The sequence below is a fragment of the Kitasatospora papulosa genome, assembly GCF_000717245.1.
Taxonomy (GTDB): domain Bacteria; phylum Actinomycetota; class Actinomycetes; order Streptomycetales; family Streptomycetaceae; genus Streptomyces; species Streptomyces papulosus.
In genome coordinates this window covers 209648-228789 of record NZ_JNYQ01000003.1, presented here as the reverse complement: position 1 = coordinate 228789, position 19142 = coordinate 209648, and the positions used below count along the sequence as shown (strand labels likewise).

Genomic DNA, 19142 nt, shown 5'->3' with positions numbered 1-19142 from the left:
GGGCGGAGCACAGCAGAGGTGCCGCGCAGACGGCCGGACCCTGCTCCCGTTGGAGGAAGCACATGCGCAACACACGCATCGGTGCGGTCATCTGTCTGGCCGTGGGCTCGCTCGCGCTGGCGGCTCCGGTAGCCGGAGCGGCGGCTGACCCGTCCGGCGAACAGACCATCCGCATCAGCCCGGCGAAGGCCTCACCGGGCTCCCAGGTCACCGTCAGCACCAGAGCGTGCGGCAAGGAGACCTACGGGAAGGGCACATCGGAGGCAGGAGGCGCCTTCCACCTCTTCGAAGGTGACAGGGAGGGCGTACTCGTCGGTGCGTTCGACATTCCGGCGGGGACCCGGCCGGGCACCGACACCGTGACCGTGAAGTGCCCGCCGCGGGTCAAGATCACGGACACCTACCGGATCGTCGAACGCACACCCAGCGGTGGCGTCGACGCCGGCTTCGGCGCGCCCGCCGGCCAGGGCCCACAGCTCGTCGCAGGCAGCGTCCTGCTCGCGGCAGCGGCGGCCGGGGGAGTGGTCAGACTGCGCCGCCGGACCACCGGGACCCGCTCCTGACCGTACGAGACCGGTCCGCGGGCCCGGAGTGCCGTTCCGGCCCAGGCCCGCGGACGCACCGATCCCACCCCCTGCGAAGCAGAGGCACACGCGATGGACACCGGGCGCACGACCAGCACGTCGGCCCAGCAGTTTCCCGCGGTCAGACACCTTGTCTGGGCGCTGGTGGCCGGCATGGCACTGGTGATCAGCGGGACGCGCGACGACCGGCCGCCCCCGCCACCGGCTGCCGGGACCGCGGCTCCCGTCGCCCCGGCAGGGATCACCGCCGACCCGGTGGAGCCCGCGCGGGCGCTCGCCTACCTGGCCCACGGACGTCCCGTACCCGGTCCGCCCTCCTATGTCAGCCGGTCCTCCGTGACACCCGCGCCCCTGTCGTTGCCGCAGGTCCGTCCGGCTCCTCTGCGTCCCTGGCCGGCGGGTCCCGCACCTGCAGGGCCCCGTGCGGACGGTCCGGCCGGCAGCGTCCTCGATAGTCCGGCACCCGGCCGCCCCGCCGTGAAGCCGCTCGCGCCCTCCACCCCCCTTCGGCTGCGGATCCCGGCGATCAAGGTGGACGCGCCGATGATGAAGCTCGCTCTGAACGCGGCGGGGGCCCTGGTACCGCCACCCGACAACAACCCCGTGCTCGCGGGCTGGTACGCCGGAGGAACGGTGCCCGGCGCCGTGGGCACCGCCGTCACGGCCGGGCACGTGGACACCAGTCTGGGCCCCGGCGTCTTCCAGCGGCTGGGGGCCGTGCGCAAGGGCGCCACCGTCGAGATCGTCCGGGCCGACGGACGCACCGCCGTATTCACGGTCTACGCCGTCGAGGTCTACGGCAAGAAGGCCTTCCCGGACCGTAAGGTCTACGGCCCCTCGACGCGTCCCGAACTCCGGGTGATCACCTGCGGAGGCGACTACGACAGGAAGGCGGGCTACCAGGACAACGTCGTGGTCTTCGCCGCCATGACCGCCTCGCGCTGATCACGCCGGCCCGCGCCGGAGCCCTGGGGGTGCGTCAGCCGCCCTTCCGCAGGTCGACGATCCGCCTGATCTTCCCGACCGACCGCTCCAGCGTCTCCGGATCGACGATCTCGACGCCGACGCTCACACCGACCCCGTCCTTGACCGCCGCCGCGATGGACAGGGCGGCGGCCTCGCGCTCGGCCGTCGTCGCACCGGTCCGCGCCTCCGCGCGTACGGTCAGCGCGTCCAGCCGGCCCTCCCGTGTCAGCCGCAGCTGGAAGTGCGGGGCCACTCCCGCGGTCCGCAGCACGATTTCCTCGATCTGGGTGGGGAAGAGGTTCACCCCGCGCAGGATCACCATGTCGTCGCTGCGTCCGGTGACCTTCTCCATCCGCCGGAAGACGCGTGCGGTGCCCGGCAGGAGCCGGGTCAGGTCCCGGGTCCGGTAGCGGATCACCGGCATGGCCTCCTTGGTGAGCGAGGTGAAGACCAGCTCTCCCTCCTCGCCGTCCGGCAGTACCTCGCCGGTGAACGGGTCGACGACCTCCGGGTAGAAATGGTCCTCCCAGATGTGCAGTCCGTCCTTGGTCTCGACGCACTCCTGAGCGACCCCGGGGCCCATCACCTCGGATAGCCCGTATATGTCGACCGCGTCGATGGCGAACCGCTCCTCGATCTCCGCTCGCATCCGCTCCGTCCAGGGCTCGGCGCCGAAGATGCCGACCTTCAGCGACGTCGTACGGGGATCGACGCCCTGGCGCTCGAATTCGTCCAGCAGGGTCAGCATGTACGAGGGCGTGATCATGATGATCTCGGGGCGGAAGTCCTGGATCAGCTGGACCTGGCGCGCCGTCATTCCCCCGGAAGCCGGGATGACGGTGCATCCGAGGCGTTCCGCTCCGTAGTGAGCGCCGAGACCTCCGGTGAACAGGCCGTATCCGTAGGCCACGTGAACCTTGTGGCCGGGGCGGCCACCCGCCGCCCTGATCGACCGGGCGACCACGTCCGCCCAGGTGTCCAGGTCACGGTCGGTGTACCCGACGACCGTCGGACGGCCGGTCGTTCCGCTGGAGGCGTGGATGCGCCTCACCCGGTCCTCGGGAACGGCGAACATCCCGAACGGGTAGTTGTCGCGCAGGTCGGACTTGACCGTGAACGGGAAGCGGGAGAGGTCGGCGAGTGTCCGGCAGTCCTCGGGGCGCAGCCCCGCCTTCTCGAAGGCCGCACGGTAGAAGCCGACGTTCTCGTAGGCGTGCCGCAGGGTGGCCCGGAGGCGCTCCAACTGCAGGGACTCGAGCTCGGCGCGGCCGAGCCGCTCGCCGGCGTCCAGCACCGCGGTCATACGGATCATCCCCTCGGCGAACGGCGACCGACCATTCGGTCGCCTCCTGGGAGCAGTAATTCAGGAGGCCGGGGGTTCTGGCAAGGGGGAAGGCGTGGCCTGTGGAAAACTCCTGTTCGGAGACCGCGCTCGGTGGGCCCGGGGTGACGGTCCGGCCGCCGTCCTGCGTTCTCCCCGCCGAGGCGCGACGGCCACCGCGACCGTCGCCGGAACCCCGAGCCCGCGTGCGGGGCGGGCCCGACGGCCGCCCGGCTCCTGGCGGGGAGCACGGTCGAGTGCTTCGCTGTGGGCGTACGCACCCGCCCCGGGCCGTTCGGCCTGTTTGGATGACACCCATGCCGATCTTCAGCTCGTACGACGGAACCGAACTCGCCTACCGTCTGGTCGGCGAGGGAGAACCTCTGATCTGCCTGCCCGGCGGCCCCATGCGGGCCGCCCGCTACTTCGGCGACCTCGGCGGCCTGTCCCGGGTGCGGCAGCTCGTGCTGCTCGACCTGAGGGGCACCGGGGAATCAGCTGTTCCCGAGGACACGTCGACCTACCGGATCGACCGCCTCGTCGACGACGTCGAGGCTCTCCGCGCGCACCTCGGCATCGACCGGGCCGACGTGCTCGGCCACTCCGCCGCCGGGGAACTCGCGGCGCTCTACGCCGCGACGCATCCGCAGCGGCTGCGCTCCCTCACCCTGGTCACCCCGGCGGCGGCGACCCTGGGTCTCCCCGCCACCGACCAGGACCGGCGCGACGCCGCCGCGCTACGCGCCCGCGAACCCTGGTACGCCGAGGCCAGGGCCGCGCTCGACGAGATCCAGGCCGGACGTGCCACCCCCGACACCTGGGCCGGCATCAGGCCGTTCATGTACGGGCGCTGGGACGCCGCCGCACAGGCGCACGCCGCGGAATCCCCCGCGCAGCGGAACGCCGTCGCTGGTTCGCTCTACTATCCCGCGAGCGGTGTGGACCTCGCCTCCTCCGCGGTCGCCGCGCTCCGGGAACTGCAGGTGCCCGTGCTCGTCCTCGCGGGGGAGTACGACGGCGGCCCCACCCCCGACCGAGCGGCGGAGCTCGCCGCACTCTTTCCCCACGCGGAGTTCGTCGTACAGCGCGGTGCCGGCCACTTCCCGTGGATGGACGGCCCCGGTGACTTCGTCCGCGCGGTCGCCGCCTTCCTCGACCCCGGCGTCAGCAGCGTCCAGGCGGGAGGGACCCGTCTCGCCTACCGGACCTGGGGCGATCCCTCCGCACCGCCCGTCGTGCTCGCGCACGGGCGGGGCGGGAGCAGCCTGGACTGGACGGAGATCGCCGAGCAGCTCGCGGCCCGTCACCGGGTGTACGCGCTCGACTTCCGGGGACACGGCCTCAGCGACTGGCCGGGCCGTTACTCCTTCGAGTTCTTCCGCGACGACCTGCACGCCTTCCTGGAGGCCCGCAACCTCTCCGGCGCCACCGTGATCGGACACTCCATGGGTGGCGTGGCGGCGCTCCTGCTCGCCGAACGGCACCCGGCGCTGATCGGGGCACTGGTGGTCGAGGACGCACCACTCCTGCTCCCGCTCGACCCGCCCCGCCCGCCGGCCGAGCGGCCGTCGGAGGAGCTCGGATTCGACTGGCAGGTCGTGGCGTCCATCGACGCCCAGCTGAACGACCCGGACCCGGGAGCGCGGGAGCGCCTGGGCGAGATCACAGCTCCCACGCTCGTCGTCGGAGGCTCCCGCAGCCACGTCGACCAGGTCCAGCTGGAGTGGACGGCCCGGCAGATACCCGGAGGGCGGTTCGCCTCCGTCGACGCCGGCCACCTGGTGCACACCGACAACCCGAAGGCCTTCCTCGCCGCCCTCGAGGCGTTCGGGATCGGCTGACGAGCACGGCGGGCCCCCGCGGGGCCCACCGCGTGTCCGTCGCTTCAGTCGCGGTGGAGCAGGGTCATCATGACCTCGTACAACGTCGCCTCCGGGTCCGCCGCGGCGCCCTCGGAGCGCCAGGCCACGAAACCGTCCGGGCGCACCAGGACGGCTCCCTCGTCCGACGTCCCGTGGGCGGCCGCCCAGTCCGCCCCGCCCTCGGGCTTCAGGTCCGCACCCGGCACTGAACCGATGCCGAAGGCACGCAGGGGGACCGAGAGGCGCTTCGCCACCGCCTCCGCCGCCGGACGCCACTCCTGGTACCGGGCGTCGCACAGCAGGACGAACGACTTCTCGTACAGGTCCAGGGTCGACACGCGCCCACCGTCACGGCCGAGCCACATGTGAGGTGCCCGTGTGCCGGGTTCGCCCGTCAGACCCATGCCCTCGGGGACCACCGGGAGGTCCGGGTCGACACCGAGTACGGCACCCCGCACATAGCGGTATCCGAGCGCGACCGTGAGCATGCCGCCCTTGCGGCCGCCGCCCGGGCCGGGCGTGCCGGCGTATCCCGGGTGACTGTGCTCGCTCGAACGGGCCGACGCACGCGCGCTCGTGGCCCGCGCCACCGGCAGTCGTTCCGCCTCGTAGGTCCGGAGCAGCCCCGGACCCGCCGCCTCGTCGAGCACAGCGGCCAGCTTCCACGCCAGGTTGTGCGCGTCCTGGATACCGGTGTTGGAGCCGAACGCCCCGGTGGGTGACATCTCGTGCGCCGAGTCGCCCGCCAGGAAGACCCGGCCGGAGCCGTACCGCTCGGCGACCCGCTCGGCCGCGTGCCACGGAGCCTTGCCCGTGATCTCGACGTCCAGGTCGGGGGCTCCGACCGCCTTGCGGATGTGCTCCGCGCACCGCTCGTCGGTGAAGTCCTCCAGCTTCTCGCCCCGGTCGGGCTGCCACGGCGCGTGGAACACCCAGCGCTCCACGTTGTCCACCGGCAGCAGCGCCCCGTCGGCCTCCGGGTTGGTCAGATAGCAGACGATGAACCGCCGGTCGCCCACCACGGACGCGAGCCGACGGGAGCGGAACGTGATGCTCACGTTGTGGAAGAGGTCGCCCGGACCCGTCTGACCGATACCCAACCGCTCCCGCACCGGGCTGCGGGGCCCGTCGGCGGCCACGAGGTAGTCGGCCCGCACCGTGGTGTGCTCCCCGGTCTCCCGGTCCTTCACCACGGCGGTGACCCCGTCCGCGCCCTGCTCGAAGGACAGCAGCTCCGTGGAGAAGCGCAGCTCGCTCCCCTGGGCACGGGCATGGGTCACCAGTACCGGCTCCAGGTCGTTCTGGCTGCACAGGCACCAGCCGCTCGGGCTGAACCTGGCCAGCCCGCCGCCCGGGTCGATCTCCTTGAACAGCCACTCCTGGTCGTCCCCGGTCAGCGACCCGGCCTGGAGGATGCCGTGGTTGTCCGCCAGGACGGACGCGGCGTCGCGGATCAGCCGCTCCGCACCCGCGGTACGGAACACCTCCATCGTGCGGACGTTGTTCCCGCGTCCTCGGGGGTGCGTCGAGGTGCTGCTGTGCTTCTCGACCAGCAGGTGGCGTACTCCGAGCCGGCTCAGGAAGAGGGAAGTGGACAGGCCCACCAGGGACCCGCCCACGATGAGGACCGGTACGCGGAGGTCGGCGTTCTCGTTCATCTGTTGCTCCAGCTCGGACGCGTGACGGATGCAGTGTCCATGCCCTCGCGCGGAGCCCTCGGCCGGACTTCGGACGACTCCTCACCTGAACGGTTCATAAATCTCGCGCCGCCCGTACCAGCGTTCCACGATCAGTCGCGGGAGCGATGTCCGTGCCGCGGAGGAGTACCTCACGCCGACGTGCAGGAACTGCGCAGCCCCCACCGAAACGACGGATGACGAGGGGCCACAGGATGTGGCCGCCGCACTGTCCCGAAGGAGAGCGCACCATGGCGAACGTCTCGGAACGCATATCCCAGTCGGCCTTCGACGGATCGAGGCTCCGGGTCATATTGATGATGGACCTGTACGACGGTGCTCAGAACGAGTTCCTCGAAGCGTACGAGCACATGCGCAACCAGGTGGCCTCGATCCCCGGACACATCAGTGACCAGCTGTGCCAGTCCATCGAGAATCCTTCGCAGTGGCTCATCACCAGTGAGTGGGAGAGCGCGCCGCCGTTCCTCGCCTGGGTGAACAGCGAGGAGCACGTGGCCACGGTGCAGCCGCTGCACAACTGCGTCCGCGACACCCGCTCCCTGCGCTTCAGCGTCCTGCGGGAGACCGGCGCCGCCTTCGAGAGCACCTCGGAGAGGGCCAAGGGCGGCCTCCAGGCCGCACCGCGTCTCGGTGACGGCGTCGTACGGCACGCACTCACCTTCACGGTGAAGCCGGGCACGGAGGAGATGGTCGCGAAGATCCTCGCCGACTACGACTCGCCCCAGGCGCGCGTCGACGAGAACACCCGGCTGCGCCGTACCTCGCTCTTCATGCACGGCAACCGTGTCGTGCGCGCGGTCGAGGTCGAAGGAGACCTCATGGCGGCGCTCCGCCACGTCTCCCGTCAGCCCGAGGTCAGGGCCGTCGAGGAGGCCATCAACCCGTACCTGGAGCAGGACCGCGACCTCAGCGACCCCGATTCCGCCCGGATGTTCTTCACCCGTGCGGCGCTCCCGACCGTCCACCACGTGAAGGCGGGGCGTCACGCCCCCGAGGACGTGGAGCGGCACTCGCTGTTCTACCAGGCCAAGGAAGGCTGTGGCATGGCACTGGCCAGGCTGCTCGCCGGCCAGGACGAGGAGGCGGCCGACGACGCCTCGAGTCCCATCGAGAGCAGCACGATCTTCCAGCGCGACGACGTCGTGGTGCGGCTCCTCGAAGTGAACGGCCCGCTCGGCGCGGAGCCGACGCAGGCCCTCGGCATCGGCGGACCCCGCAAGGCGGCCATGCTGGGCCGGCTGCTCGACGGCGGTGCGAACGGCATGCCGACGACCGACCAGGAGGCCTCGCGCTTCCTCGCGCAGGCCGAGATGAACCTGATCACCGACCGTCGGGCCACCGAGTCCTGACGCGTCACCGGCGGCGGGGCCACCCCGTGCCGCCCCCACACCGCACAACGTGCCTGGAGGAGAACAGCCATGACCACCCACCGGCCTCGCATCGTGGACCTCAGCGAGACTCAGCCCAACCGCAGGCGCGGAGGCGACCTGCGCGCCCTGCTCACCCCCACGGCCGTGGGCGCCACCAGCGGTTTCATGGGGCTGGCCATCGTCGAACCCGGTGACCGCATCGGTGAGCACTACCACCCGTACTCCGAGGAGTTCGTGTACGTCGTGGACGGACTCCTCGAAGTCGACCTGGACGGGGAGACGCTCGCCATGCGGCGCGACCAGGGTCTGCTGATCCCGCCGCACGTGCGCCACCGCTTCCGCAACGTGGGTGACGTGGAGGCGCGCATGGTCTTCCACCTCGGCCCGCTCGCCCCGCGCCCCGAACTCGGGCACGTGGACACCGAGGTCACCGAGACCACGGACTCCCGTGACGGCTACGCGCCGCCAGAACGAACGGGGGCTGCCTCGTGACCCGGCGTCGTGTGGCCGTGACCGGGGTCGGCGTCGTCGCCCCCGGGGGCATCGGAGTCCCGGCGTTCTGGGACCTGCTCGCCAACGGCCGTACCGCCACACGCGGCATCACACTCTTCGACCCGGCCCAGTTCCGTTCGCGCATCGCCGCGGAGTGCGACTTCGATCCCGTCGCCCACGGCCTGGACGCCGACCTGATCGCCCGCTCGGACCGCTACATCCAGTTCGCCCTGGTGGCGGCCAGGGAGGCGCTGGGCGACGCCGGCCTCGACCTCGAGAAGGAGGACCCCTGGCGCATCGGGGTCTCCCTCGGGACCGCGGTCGGCGGCACCACCCGGCTGGAGCACGACTACGTCGCCGTCAGCGGCAGCGGCGCACGCTGGGACGTCGACCACAGGCCGGCGGGAGCCCATCTCCAACGGGCTTTCGCTCCGAGTACCCTCGCCTCCGCGGTCGCGGAGGAGGTCGGGGCGCACGGTCCCGTGCAGACGGTCTCGACCGGCTGCACCTCCGGCCTCGACGCGATCGGCTACGCCTTCCACTCCGTCGAGGAGGGCCGGGTGGACGTCTGCGTCGCCGGGGCTTCCGACACGCCGATCACCCCGATCACGGTGGCCTGCTTCGACGCGATCAAGGCGACCTCGGCGAACAACGACGATCCGGAGCACGCCTCCAGGCCGTTCGACGCCCGCCGGGACGGCTTCGTCATGGGCGAGGGCGGCGCCGTCCTCATCCTCGAGGAGCTGGAGCACGCCCGCGCACGCGGGGCGACGGTCTACTGCGAGATATCGGGCTACGCCACCTTCGGCAACGCCTACCACATGACCGGGCTGACCAGCGAAGGACTGGAGATGGCCGAGGCCATCAACACCGCCCTCGCCCACGCCCGGATCGACGGATCGCAGGTCGACTACGTCAACGCGCACGGTTCGGGCACCAAGCAGAACGACCGGCACGAGACCGCGGCGGTGAAGCGGGCCCTGGGCGCACACGCGTACAAGGTGCCGATGAGTTCGATCAAGTCGATGGTCGGCCACTCGCTGGGCGCCATCGGAGCGATCGAGATCGCCGCCTGCGTCCTGGCCCTCGAGCACCAGACGGTGCCGCCGACGGCCAACTACGAGACCGCCGACCCCGAGTGCGATCTCGACTACGTACCGCGCACCGCACGGCCCCTCAAGCTGCGCAGCGTGCTCTCGGTCGGCAGCGGCTTCGGCGGGTTCCAGTCCGCCGTCGCCATGACCCGATCAGGCGGGAGGACCCCATGAACGGCCCGGCAAGTCCGGCACGCCGCAGCTCCGTCATCACGGGGATCGGAGTCGTCGCCCCCAACGGGACCGGCGCCGGTGCCTTCTGGAAACAGACCCAGGAAGGTGTCAGCGTCCTCGACCGCGTGTCCCGCGAGGGCTGCGAGAACCTCCCGCTGAGGGTCGCGGGCGAGGTCAGGGACTTCGATCCGGTCGCGTTCATCGAGGAGCGCTTCCTGGTCCAGACCGACCGCTTCACGCACTACGCGATGGCCGCGGCCGACCTCGCCCTGGACGACGCACGCCTGGGACGCGCGGACTACGAGGGCGCGCCGTTCAAGGTGGGCGTGGTCACCGCCGCCGGATCCGGCGGCGGTGAGTTCGGCCAGCGCGAGCTGCAACGGCTGTGGGGCGAGGGCTCACGGTACGTCGGCCCCTACCAGTCCATCGCCTGGTTCTACGCGGCCAGCACGGGCCAGATATCGATCCGGGGCGGCTTCAAGGGGCCGTGCGCCGTCGTGGCCAGCGACGAGGCCGGCGGCCTCGACGCGCTCATGCACGCCGGACGTTCCATCCGGCGGGGCACGGACGCCGTCGTCGTGGGCGCGGCCGAGGCACCGCTCGCCCCGTACTCCGTCGTCTGCCAGCTCGGCTACTCAGACCTCAGCCTCTGTGACGAACCCACCCGCGCCTACCGGCCGTTCACCGCGGACGCCTGCGGGTTCGTCCCGGCCGAGGGGGGAGCCATGCTGGTGGTGGAGGAGGAGACGGCGGCCCGCGCACGCGGTGCCAAGGCCCGCGCCGAACTGGCCGGTCACGCCGCCACCTTCACCGGTGCGGCCCGCTGGGAGGAGTCCCGCGCGGGACTCGCCCGGGCGATCGAAGGGGCGCTCCGCGAGGCGGACTGCGCGCCTGAGGAGATCGACGTCGTCTTCGCGGACGCGATGGGCGTGCCCTCCGCGGACCGCGCCGAGGCCTTGGCGATCGCCGACGCCCTCGGCGCGCATGGGCGCCGTGTCCCCGTGACGGCCCCGAAGACCGGGACCGGCCGCGCCTACTGCGGCGCACCCGTGCTCGACACGGCCGCCGCGGTGCTCGCCATGGAGCACGGCCTGATCCCGCCGACGCCCAACGTCTTCGAGGTGTGCCACGACCTCGACGTCGTCACCGGGCGCGCACGCCCCGCCGAACTGCGGACGGCGCTCGTGCTGAGCCGAGGCCTCATGGGTTCGAACGCGGCCCTGGTGCTGCGGCGACCCACCGACAACCCAGTGTGAGAAGGAGCAGTCCCTCATGAACGATCAACTGACCTACGAAGAGCTGGCCGTGCTCATGAAGAACGGCGCCGGCCTCACCGTGGACCCGTCCGAGATGGCCGCCCGCCCCGGCTCGGCCTTCGACGAGTACGGCCTGGACTCGCTCGGCCTGCTCGGCATCGTGGCCGCGCTCGAGAACCGCTTCGGGCGCCCCCTGCCGGCCGACGCCGACCGCTGCAGGACGCCGGGCGAGTTCCTCGACCTCGTGAACAACACCCCAGTGACAGGAGTCTGACGTGTCCGGACACACCGAGAACGAGATCACCATCGCCGCGCCCCTGGACCTCGTCTGGGACATGACGAACGATCTCGAGAACTGGCCGCAGCTGTTCAGCGAGTACGCGGCCGTCGAGGTGATGAAGCGGGAGGGCCAGAAGACGACCTTCCGGCTCACCATGCACCCCGACGACAACGGCAAGGTCTGGAGCTGGGTCTCCGAGCGCACCACGGACCGTCAGGGCCGCAACGTCCGCGCACGGAGGGTCGAGCCCGGTCCCTTCCAGCACATGGACATCCGGTGGGAGTACTCGGAGGTCCCGGGCGGCACGCGCATGCACTGGCGCCAGGACTTCGCGATGCGGCCCGACGCGCCGGTCGACGACGCGTGGATGACCGACAACATCAACCGCAACTCGCGCGTCCAGCTGGAGCTCATCCGCGACAAGATCGAGCAGCGGGACCGGGAACGCCGCTCCGCCTCGGTCCCCGCCAACTGATGCCCCGAAAGGCAGCCAGATGCACCACGCACTGATCGTCGCCCGGATGGCACCCGAGTCCGCGCCGGACATCGCGAAGCTGTTCGAGGCCTCGGACAACACCGATCTCCCGCACCTCGTCGGCGTCAACCGGCGCACGCTGTTCCAGTTCGGCGACGTGTACCTGCACCTGATCGAATCCGACAGGCCCCCGGGCCCGGAGATCGCCAAGGTGATGGAGCACCCGGAGTTCAAGGCCATCAGCGACCGGCTCACCTCCTTCGTGAGCCCCTACGACCCGCAGACCTGGCGCGGTCCGAAGGACGCGATGGCGCAGCAGTTCTACCGGTGGGAGAGCGACAGCTCCGCCTGACACACGATGATCGCCCCGGGTCCGGCACTCAGGTGCCGGACCCGGGGCGATCTCCGTGCGCCGGAGCGAGGCGCTACGGCACGGTGCACTCGAACGCGTGCAGGTACGCGTTGACGGGGTGGACCTCGCCCACCCGCAGGCCCGCGTCGGACATCCGCCCGACCAGACTCTCCCGGGTGTGCTTGGCGCCCCCGACGTTGAGCAGGAGCAGCAGGTCCATGGCCGTGGTGAACCTCATCGACGGGGTGTCGTCGACGAGGTTCTCGATGATCACCACACGGGCACCGGGACGGGCGGCGGCGACCACGTTGCGCAGCGTCCTGCGGGTGCTCTCGTCGTCCCATTCGAGGATGTTCTTGATGATGTAGAGATCCACCTCGAAGGGGATGTCCTCGCGGCAGTCACCGGGCACGATCCGCACACGGTCGGCCAGCTTGCCACCGTCCCGCAGCCTGGCGTCCGCGCGGGCCACGACGCCCGGCAGGTCCAGGAGGGTCCCGTGGACCGAGGGGTGCTTCTCCAGCAGGCTCGCGAGGACGTGTCCCTGGCCGCCACCGATGTCGGCGACCGAGGTCACCCCGGTGAGGTCCAGGAGGTCCGCGACGTCCTGCGCCGACTGCACGCTGGACGTGGTCATGGCCCGGTTGAACACCTGGGCGGACTCGCCGGCGTCCTGGTGGAGGTACTCGAAGAAGCCCTTGCCGAACGTCTCCGGGAAGACGGTCGTGCCGGAGCGCACCGCGTCGTCGAGCCGCGGCCAGACCTCCCAGGTCCAGGGCTCCGTGCACCACAGGGAGATGTAGCGAAGACTGTTCGGGTCGTCCTCGCGCAGCAGCCGGGACATCTCCGTGTGCGTGAACGTGCCGTCCGCGGTCTCACTGAAGATCCCGTAGCAGCACAGCGCGCGCATCAGGCGCCGCAGAGGCACGGGCTCGGCGTCCACGACCAGGGCGAGCTCCGCGGCCGAGGCCGGAGTCTCGCCCAGCGCGTCGGCCACGCCCAGCCTGGCCGCCGCGCGGACGGCCCCGGCCACGGCCGCTCCGAACGCGAGCTCCCGGAGCCGCATGGACGGCGGCGGGTTGTGGGTGGCGGAGACCTGCGGTGTGCCGAGGGCGGTCGCCACAGGTGTGGTGTCGGGGGTGGGGCTCACGGTGGTCATACCGTCTCGTTCCTCCTTGTGCGGCGCGGCGCCGTCATCCGGCACACATCCCGGCCGGGACGGACGTCCCGCAGGTGTTGCTGACGAAGGTGTTGCCGGTGCCCGAGGTGTCGCGGTCGGCGAGGTCGGCCGGCTTGTTGCCCTCCACGAGGTTGCGGCTGATGGTGTTGTCGGTGTTGAGAGCGCCCGCGAAGCTCTTGAACAGCAGGATGCCGCCGGAGAGCGGGGTCGAGCCGACGTTGTCCCGGATGATGTTGGAACGTACGTCCGTGGCCTCGCTGCCCGTCAGGACGATGCCGGATCCCTGGATCGCGGACAGCCGAGGGGTCGCCGCACAGAACTTGTTGTTCTCGAGGATCCGGTTGCCGCTGATCGTCATCGCCCCTGCCGCCGGCTTGGACTCGTCCCCGACGACGAAGACCCCGCTGCAGTTGCCCGTCAGCAGGTTGCCGTCGATGACGAGGTTCCTCACCCGGCGGGCCGTCACGCCGATGCGGTTGCCGCTCACCGAGTTGTCCAGGACGAGCGTCCCTCCGGTGTCGGTCGCCCCGCCCTCCTCGCTGACCGAGTTGGCGATGAAGATCCCCGCGTCCCCGTTCCCGGTGGCGGTGTTGCGCCGGAAGTCACCACGGGTCGAACGCTCCTGGGCGATGCCCCAGGTGCCGTTGCTCCGGGCGGTGACCTTGCGGACGCTGAGTCCGTCGGTCCAGGACGCCCAGATGCCGCTCTTGTCGAAGCCCGAGACGGTCAGCGAGCGGATGCTGACGTCGTCGACGGTGTGGCCCTTGGTCCCGATGACGCAGATGCCGTTCCCACCGGTGGCGCACGCGTTGGCGGCCTTGGCGCCGTCGGCCGCCGGCGGCGCGACGACCGTGCGGCCACGGGTGCCGAGCAGGGTCAGGCCGGGCTTGGTGATCAGGACGCTCTCACGGTAGGTACCGGGCAGGACGACGATGGTGTCACCCGGGCGGGCGGCGTCCACCGCTCTCTGGATGGAGTCGCCCGGGCGCACCACGAGATCACCCGGTCCGGCCGCGCTGGAGGGGACGGCGGCGAGACCCAGGGCGGTGGCCGTGGAGAGGGTGATCCCCGCCAGGCATTTCATGTGTCTTTTCCTCATGAGCCGAAGCTATGGGCGAACAACCACCGGTGCCACGCAAGGTGAGCGTATGGACACATGGCGTGCCTGAATGGCTTACCCGCGCGTGCGTTCCGGCCGGGGCGCGGGTGCGTCCGGGTGGCCGTAGCGTGGTCCCATGACGGGCGAGCGCGATCTTCGAGTACTGCTGCACGGCATGCGGCCCGAGCTGAGGCCCGGCCGCTACGTCTACGCGACCCTGCCCGCCGGAGAGTTGCCACCCGGTGTCACCCCCGTGGTCACCGTCTCCGAGCGGGAGGGGACGACGCTCGTGGTGCCCGAGGCGCAGGCCGTGGCGGCGGGGCTGCCGTACGGGTTCGTCGCCGGCTGGATCACTCTGCGTGTGCACTCCGCGCTCGACGCCGTCGGACTCACCGCAGCGGTCTCCCTCGCCCTCACGGACGCCGGGATCAGCTGCAACGTGGTCGCCGGATACCACCACGACCACCTGTTCGTGCCGCACGCGCGTGCGACCGAGGCGGTCCGGGTGCTCGAAGCGCTGGCGGCGGAGTCCGGGTAGCAGTGCCCGGCTCCGCGAGGTGAGCCGGGACACGTAACATGGCCCCATGTCCTTCCTCCGCCGCCGTAGCGCCGCCACACCCGCGGGCCCGGACTTCGACGTCCTGGCCATGGACCCGGGGGACTGGCCCGGCAACCTCGGCGCCGGTCTGCTCCCCGCTCCCGACGGGAGCTGCCAGGGCGTGTTCCTGCGCTACGACCTGTTCGGCGGCCGCGGCCCCGCGATGATCATCGGGAATCTCCCCGAGGGTTCACCGGCCCGCGAGACCGAGGAGGGCCAGGTCCCCTTCGAGGTCGCCCAGCTGCTCCTCGCCCTCGAGAACGACGAGCCGGTCGAGGTGACGGACACGGAGGACGTGCCGGTCATGCAGGGCGACAGCCTGCTGATCGTGCGCCGCATCAAGCTCTCCGAGAGCCGGATCTCCTGCGTGCAGTTCGACCGGAGCGACGGTGTGCTCGTCACCATCGCCAGCTGGGACCGGCCCATCACCGACGACCTGTACGCACTGCTCAAACCGCTGCCCGCCGAACTCTTCCAGCAGGGCTGAAACGTCCCTGCTCCGTCAGCAGCCGGATCACCTGGGCGGCCGACGTCCCCAACCCCGTGGGCCCGCCGAGGTGCCACGGGGCGCCGCTTCCCCGCCGCAGGTCCTCCTCGCGGTAGCGCCTGCAGCCCCGGTGCCAGATCAGGATTCCCGCCAGCCAGTGCCGGAGCTCCCGCACATAGCCCGACAGTGTCTCCCGCGCCTCCGTGTCCAGGCCGAACTCTTCGCAGAGAAGGGGAAGTTCGTGCTCGGCCACATGCTGGAACTGCTCCATCCGCCCCTTCATGAGGTCGTGCACGATCGCCACCCCCGTCGGGTAGTCCACCCCGAAGAAGTTCTGCACGACCAGGACGCCGTTGTGCACCTCACCCTCGTACTCGATCTCCTTCTGGTAGGAGAACAGGTCGTTCATCAGACACGCGTAGTCGGCCGCCGCGTTCTCCAGTGACCGCAGCGGACCACTGCGGTAGACCTCGTCCGGCACCTTCCTGCCGTGGCCCAGCCGGCACAGGCTCATCGTGAGGTCCGAACCGAACGTGGCGCGGCGCATCTCCATGTAGTCGACCGGGTCGGGGATCCGGTTCTGCGCCTGGTTCGCCAGCTCCCACAGCCAGCTCGCCGTCATCGATTCCACGGCGGCCCGGAACATGCGCCGCGCCGCGCCGTCCATCGGTGCCGCCGTCCGCCTCCACAGATCGGCCAGCCCCCGTTCCAGCGCGTTGGCCGGCTCGGGCGCGGAGGCCCCGTCGAGCGGCATGAACAGCGACAGCCGCTCGTTGGCGACGCGTGCCCCCGCCAGATCGCGGGACCGGCCGTGCACCACAGGGAACCAGTCGTCGCCGTACGTCCCCCAGGTCAGCCAGCCCGACGACAGGTCCAGTTCCTCCGGTGTCGCGTCGGGGTGCAGGCCTGCCGCGCACAGCGGCAGGTCCGTGGCGATCAGCCGGGCCTCGTCCCAGATGTACGAACCCGGTACCCCCGGCTGCGCCTCCAGCAGCCCCATCCGCCGTGACCACTCCACGATCCGCACCCGTGCCCCGCCGAGATGGGGGCTCAGCGTGGTGGTGAAAGGCATCTCGAAGTCCGGCAGCAGTGACGGGCCGACGTGCCTGTACGGGACATGGGTCAGGCTCCTGAGCCGAGCCGACTCCGAGCGGGGCGTGAGGCGGACGGACGCGGCGGCCATCCCGAAGCCGGACGTGGTCCCGGTGGCCGAGGGCCCGCCGTTCATGTACCGGCTGGAGCGCATGTGCCACTCGTGCCCGCCGGACTGCCAGTCCTGAAGACCCTTGACGTACGCGAGAACGGCGGCCGTCTCGTCCGGGCCGAGGCCCTTCTCCGCGCAGAGCGGGGGCAGTTCGGTCAGGGCGGTGTTCTCGAACTGGTGGAGACGTGAGGTCAGCAGATCGTTGACGGCGTCCGCCGCCTCCTGGGTCGAGCAGTCGAGGAACCTCTCCAGGACCAGCACGCCGTTGCTGTTCTCGCCCTCGTCCTCGACCTCACGCTGGTAGGAGAAGAGGTCGTTGCGCAGATGGACCCCGTCGGAGAACGCGTCCCGCAGCACCCGCAGCGGACGGGCGTCCGCCAGCGAGGCGGGAACCTCCGCGTTCGCCGCGTACTCCACCAGGCCCGCCGACCAGGGGGCCCCGCCCACCTTGCGCCGCATCTCGATGTACTCGACCGGATTCGCGATCCTGCCCTCGTTGATGTTCGAGAGCTCCCACAAGGACTCGTTGAGCAGGTTCGCCGTCGACTCCGCGAACCGGGCCCGCCAGGCGTCCGACATCGCCGGAACGGTCCTCGTCCACAGGTCGGCCAGTCCCGCCTCCACCGGATTGGCCGGCTCGGGTGTCGCCGCACCCCTCTCCATCGGCATGAAGGCGGGCAGCCGGTCGAGGTACTTCCTGCCGCCCTCCCTGTCCGGAGTGCGTTTGAAGAGCTCCAGGAAATGGTCGTCGAAGAAGAAGACCCACACATACCAGTCGGTGACCAGGGACAGCGCCTCGGACGAGCAGTCGGGATGGGTGTACGCGCAGAGCAGCGCGTAGTCGTGGGACTCGAGGTCCTTCTCCTCCCAGATTCCGGACCCCTCCAGCATCCCCATCCCGCGCGCCCACTCCCGGGTGTGGCTGCGGGCCGCGTCCAGGTGAGGGTTGAGACGCGCCGGATACGGCACGTAGAACTCCGGCAGTGAGAAGGGCTGTGCCATGTGCGTCCGGCCTTTCCGAGAACTCCGTGCGGTCCACGCGGACCCGTCCTGTCGGCGCCAGCACTACCCCTCGGCCATCCGGGGCACGCGCAGCGCGGAATAGTCACACAAGCTCAGGTCCACGGCACACTGCACTCTTGACTCACCAACACCTCCCGCCACAGAGTGTGCGCCGACCGATGAACGCGGGGACGCCGACAGGTGAACGCTCTCCCGCCCCTGGCCCAAGAAGGGTTGTCATGACGTCGAAGCAGAGGATGAGACTCGCGCTCGCACTGACCGCGGCCGGGGCGCTGAGCGTGGCGCTCCTCTCCCCGGCCGCAGCCGGCGCGGACACCGTACGACCGGAATGCCCGCGGTCCCTGGCCTGCGACTGGGTCCCCGCGGCCTACCAGCAGACCGGAGATCCGGAAGACAAGGACACCTACGGCAACTACGACACGGCGAACCGCCCCGACAGCAACGCCGTCAAGTTCATCGTCCTGCACGACACCGAGGTCGACTACGACACCACCCTGAAGATCTTCCAGAACCCGGCCAACCAGACGTCCGCCCACTACGTGGTGCGCTCGGCGGACGGCCACGTCACACAGATGGTGAAGAACAAGGACGTCGCCTGGCAGGCGGGCAACTGGTACCTCAACACCCACTCCATCGGCATCGAGCAGGAGGGCGTCGCAGCGGAGGGTGCCACGTGGTACACCTCCGAGATGTACCGGTCGACCGCGCGCCTGGTGCGGTACCTGGCCGCGAAGTACGATATCCCGCTCGACCGGCAGCACATCCTCGGGCACGACGGTGTGCCGCCCACCAGCGCCGCCGGAACGAAGAACATGCACTGGGACCCGGGACCCTACTGGGACTGGAACCGCTTCATGGCGCTGCTCGGCGCGCCCACCGCGCCCAGCGCCCCGAAGCGCAGCGAACTGGTCACCGTCAGCGCGGACTTCGCGAGGAACCAGCAGGAGTTCCGCGACTGCGAGAAGAACGTCGACCTTCCCCGGCAGGGGAGCAGCGCGGTCCCTCTGCACACGGAGCCGTCGGCGGACGCGCCTCTCTTCTCCGACCCGGGGCTGCACCCGGACGGCTCGCCGGGGACGAACTGCGCCGCTGACTGGGGCAGCAAGATCAGTGCGACCCAGCAGGCCGTCGTCGCCGACCGGGTACCCGGCTGGACGGCGATCTGGTGGTACGGGGAGAAGGCTTGGTTCAGCACTCCGCCCGGTACCAGGGTCACCACCCCGACCCGCGGCAGTGTGGTGCGGCCGAAGCCGGGCACGTCCGAAGTGCCGGTGTACGGCGTCGCCTACCCCGAGAAGGCCGAGTACCCCACGGACTTCGTCAAGCCGACCGTGGGCACGCCGCTCGTCTACACCATCAAGGCGGGTCAGGCCTTCCCCGGCGGCGGCGAGGCGCCCACCGGCTACTACTACGCACCGACGATCGACGCCTCGAAGCCGTACGACCACACGTACTTCGGTGGTGCGCAGAAGTACGTGACGGTCCAGATCGGCCACCGCATCGGCTTCGTCAAGGCATCCGACGTGGACGTGGTCCGAGCCGGCTCATGAACGAGGGCTGACAACGAGGGCTGAGACGGAGAACGGCGCGCTGCGGGACCCATGTGTCGGCATCGGTCCCGCAGCGCG

General features: G+C 70.7%; 18 protein-coding genes. 13 read left to right on the top strand and 5 right to left on the bottom strand.

Annotation, left to right across the window (positions count from 1 at the left end; translation table 11 throughout):
- The first annotated feature begins 62 nt into the window (after nt 1-62).
- Nucleotides 63-563 carry a hypothetical protein gene (locus IA22_RS0109530; RefSeq protein ID WP_015575869.1) on the top strand — a complete coding sequence of 167 codons (501 nt, stop codon included), beginning with the start codon at nt 63-65 and terminating at the stop codon, nt 561-563.
- 93 nt (nt 564-656) lie between these two features.
- Complete coding sequence (locus IA22_RS0109525; RefSeq protein WP_030123304.1) at nt 657-1529, top strand: class F sortase; 873 nt, start codon at nt 657-659, stop codon at nt 1527-1529.
- A gap of 34 nt (nt 1530-1563) precedes the next feature.
- Here the strand turns inward: IA22_RS0109525 and paaK are convergent, their stop codons facing one another.
- Nucleotides 1564-2853 carry a phenylacetate--CoA ligase PaaK gene (gene paaK / locus IA22_RS0109520; RefSeq protein ID WP_015575867.1) on the bottom strand — a complete coding sequence of 430 codons (1290 nt, stop codon included), beginning with the start codon at nt 2851-2853 and terminating at the stop codon, nt 1564-1566.
- Nucleotides 2854-3188: 335 nt separating this feature from the next.
- On the opposite strand from paaK, the gene IA22_RS0109515 reads away from it, so the two are divergent.
- On the top strand, nt 3189-4712 hold the full coding sequence (locus IA22_RS0109515) for an alpha/beta fold hydrolase (RefSeq protein WP_030123303.1): 1524 nt from the start codon (nt 3189-3191) through the stop codon (nt 4710-4712).
- 44 nt (nt 4713-4756) lie between these two features.
- Here the strand turns inward: IA22_RS0109515 and IA22_RS0109510 are convergent, their stop codons facing one another.
- The gene (locus tag IA22_RS0109510; protein WP_030123301.1) at nt 4757-6391 is read right to left on the bottom strand and encodes an FAD-dependent oxidoreductase; all 1635 of its coding nucleotides are present in this window, start codon (nt 6389-6391) and stop codon (nt 4757-4759) included.
- A gap of 269 nt (nt 6392-6660) precedes the next feature.
- Here IA22_RS0109510 and IA22_RS0109505 point away from each other — a divergent pair, with 269 nt between their 5' ends.
- From IA22_RS0109505 to IA22_RS0109475, 7 genes are all read left to right on the top strand, one after another.
- Nucleotides 6661-7779, top strand: a complete 1119-nt coding sequence (locus IA22_RS0109505) for a TcmI family type II polyketide cyclase (RefSeq protein ID WP_030123300.1) — start codon at nt 6661-6663, stop codon at nt 7777-7779.
- Nucleotides 7780-7848: 69 nt separating this feature from the next.
- Nucleotides 7849-8292, top strand: coding sequence for a cupin domain-containing protein (locus IA22_RS0109500; RefSeq protein ID WP_014158006.1), 444 nt, complete (start codon nt 7849-7851; stop codon nt 8290-8292).
- Nucleotides 8289-9560, top strand: a complete 1272-nt coding sequence (locus IA22_RS0109495; protein WP_014158007.1) for a beta-ketoacyl-[acyl-carrier-protein] synthase family protein — start codon at nt 8289-8291, stop codon at nt 9558-9560. Before IA22_RS0109500 ends, IA22_RS0109495 begins: the two co-directional genes overlap by 4 nt.
- Nucleotides 9557-10816 carry a beta-ketoacyl synthase N-terminal-like domain-containing protein gene (locus tag IA22_RS0109490; protein WP_030123299.1) on the top strand — a complete coding sequence of 420 codons (1260 nt, stop codon included), beginning with the start codon at nt 9557-9559 and terminating at the stop codon, nt 10814-10816. The genes IA22_RS0109495 and IA22_RS0109490 overlap by 4 nt, the downstream gene beginning before the upstream one ends.
- Before the next feature lie 16 nt (nt 10817-10832).
- Nucleotides 10833-11090: an acyl carrier protein gene (locus IA22_RS0109485; protein WP_014158009.1), complete on the top strand. Its 258-nt coding sequence runs from the start codon at nt 10833-10835 to the stop codon at nt 11088-11090.
- A gap of 1 nt (nt 11091) precedes the next feature.
- Entirely contained in the window at nt 11092-11571 is a 480-nt protein-coding gene (locus tag IA22_RS0109480) for an SRPBCC family protein (protein ID WP_014158010.1), read from the top strand.
- A gap of 19 nt (nt 11572-11590) precedes the next feature.
- Nucleotides 11591-11923 (top strand): TcmI family type II polyketide cyclase, encoded by a 333-nt coding sequence (locus IA22_RS0109475; protein ID WP_014158011.1) that lies wholly within the window; start codon nt 11591-11593, stop codon nt 11921-11923.
- Between the two features lie 73 nt (nt 11924-11996).
- Here the strand turns inward: IA22_RS0109475 and IA22_RS0109470 are convergent, their stop codons facing one another.
- Nucleotides 11997-13082 (bottom strand): methyltransferase, encoded by a 1086-nt coding sequence (locus tag IA22_RS0109470; RefSeq protein ID WP_014158012.1) that lies wholly within the window; start codon nt 13080-13082, stop codon nt 11997-11999.
- 34 nt (nt 13083-13116) lie between these two features.
- A complete protein-coding gene (locus tag IA22_RS0109465; protein WP_030123298.1) occupies nt 13117-14187 on the bottom strand; it encodes a right-handed parallel beta-helix repeat-containing protein in 1071 nt (356 codons plus the stop codon).
- Between the two features lie 151 nt (nt 14188-14338).
- Between IA22_RS0109465 and IA22_RS0109460 the strand changes: the two genes are divergently transcribed.
- Together IA22_RS0109460 and IA22_RS0109455 are read left to right on the top strand one after the other, a co-directional pair.
- Complete coding sequence (locus tag IA22_RS0109460; protein ID WP_030123297.1) at nt 14339-14740, top strand: ACT domain-containing protein; 402 nt, start codon at nt 14339-14341, stop codon at nt 14738-14740.
- 46 nt (nt 14741-14786) lie between these two features.
- Nucleotides 14787-15287 carry a hypothetical protein gene (locus IA22_RS0109455; protein WP_014158015.1) on the top strand — a complete coding sequence of 167 codons (501 nt, stop codon included), beginning with the start codon at nt 14787-14789 and terminating at the stop codon, nt 15285-15287.
- On the opposite strand, the gene IA22_RS0109450 is transcribed toward IA22_RS0109455, so the two are convergent.
- A complete protein-coding gene (locus IA22_RS0109450; RefSeq protein ID WP_014158016.1) occupies nt 15250-17493 on the bottom strand; it encodes a family 2 encapsulin nanocompartment cargo protein terpene cyclase in 2244 nt (747 codons plus the stop codon). The two genes, IA22_RS0109455 and IA22_RS0109450, sit on opposite strands and share 38 nt — an antisense overlap.
- A gap of 239 nt (nt 17494-17732) precedes the next feature.
- On the opposite strand from IA22_RS0109450, the gene IA22_RS0109445 reads away from it, so the two are divergent.
- Nucleotides 17733-19064, top strand: coding sequence for an N-acetylmuramoyl-L-alanine amidase (locus IA22_RS0109445; protein WP_015575861.1), 1332 nt, complete (start codon nt 17733-17735; stop codon nt 19062-19064).
- Nucleotides 19065-19142 lie beyond the last annotated feature (78 nt).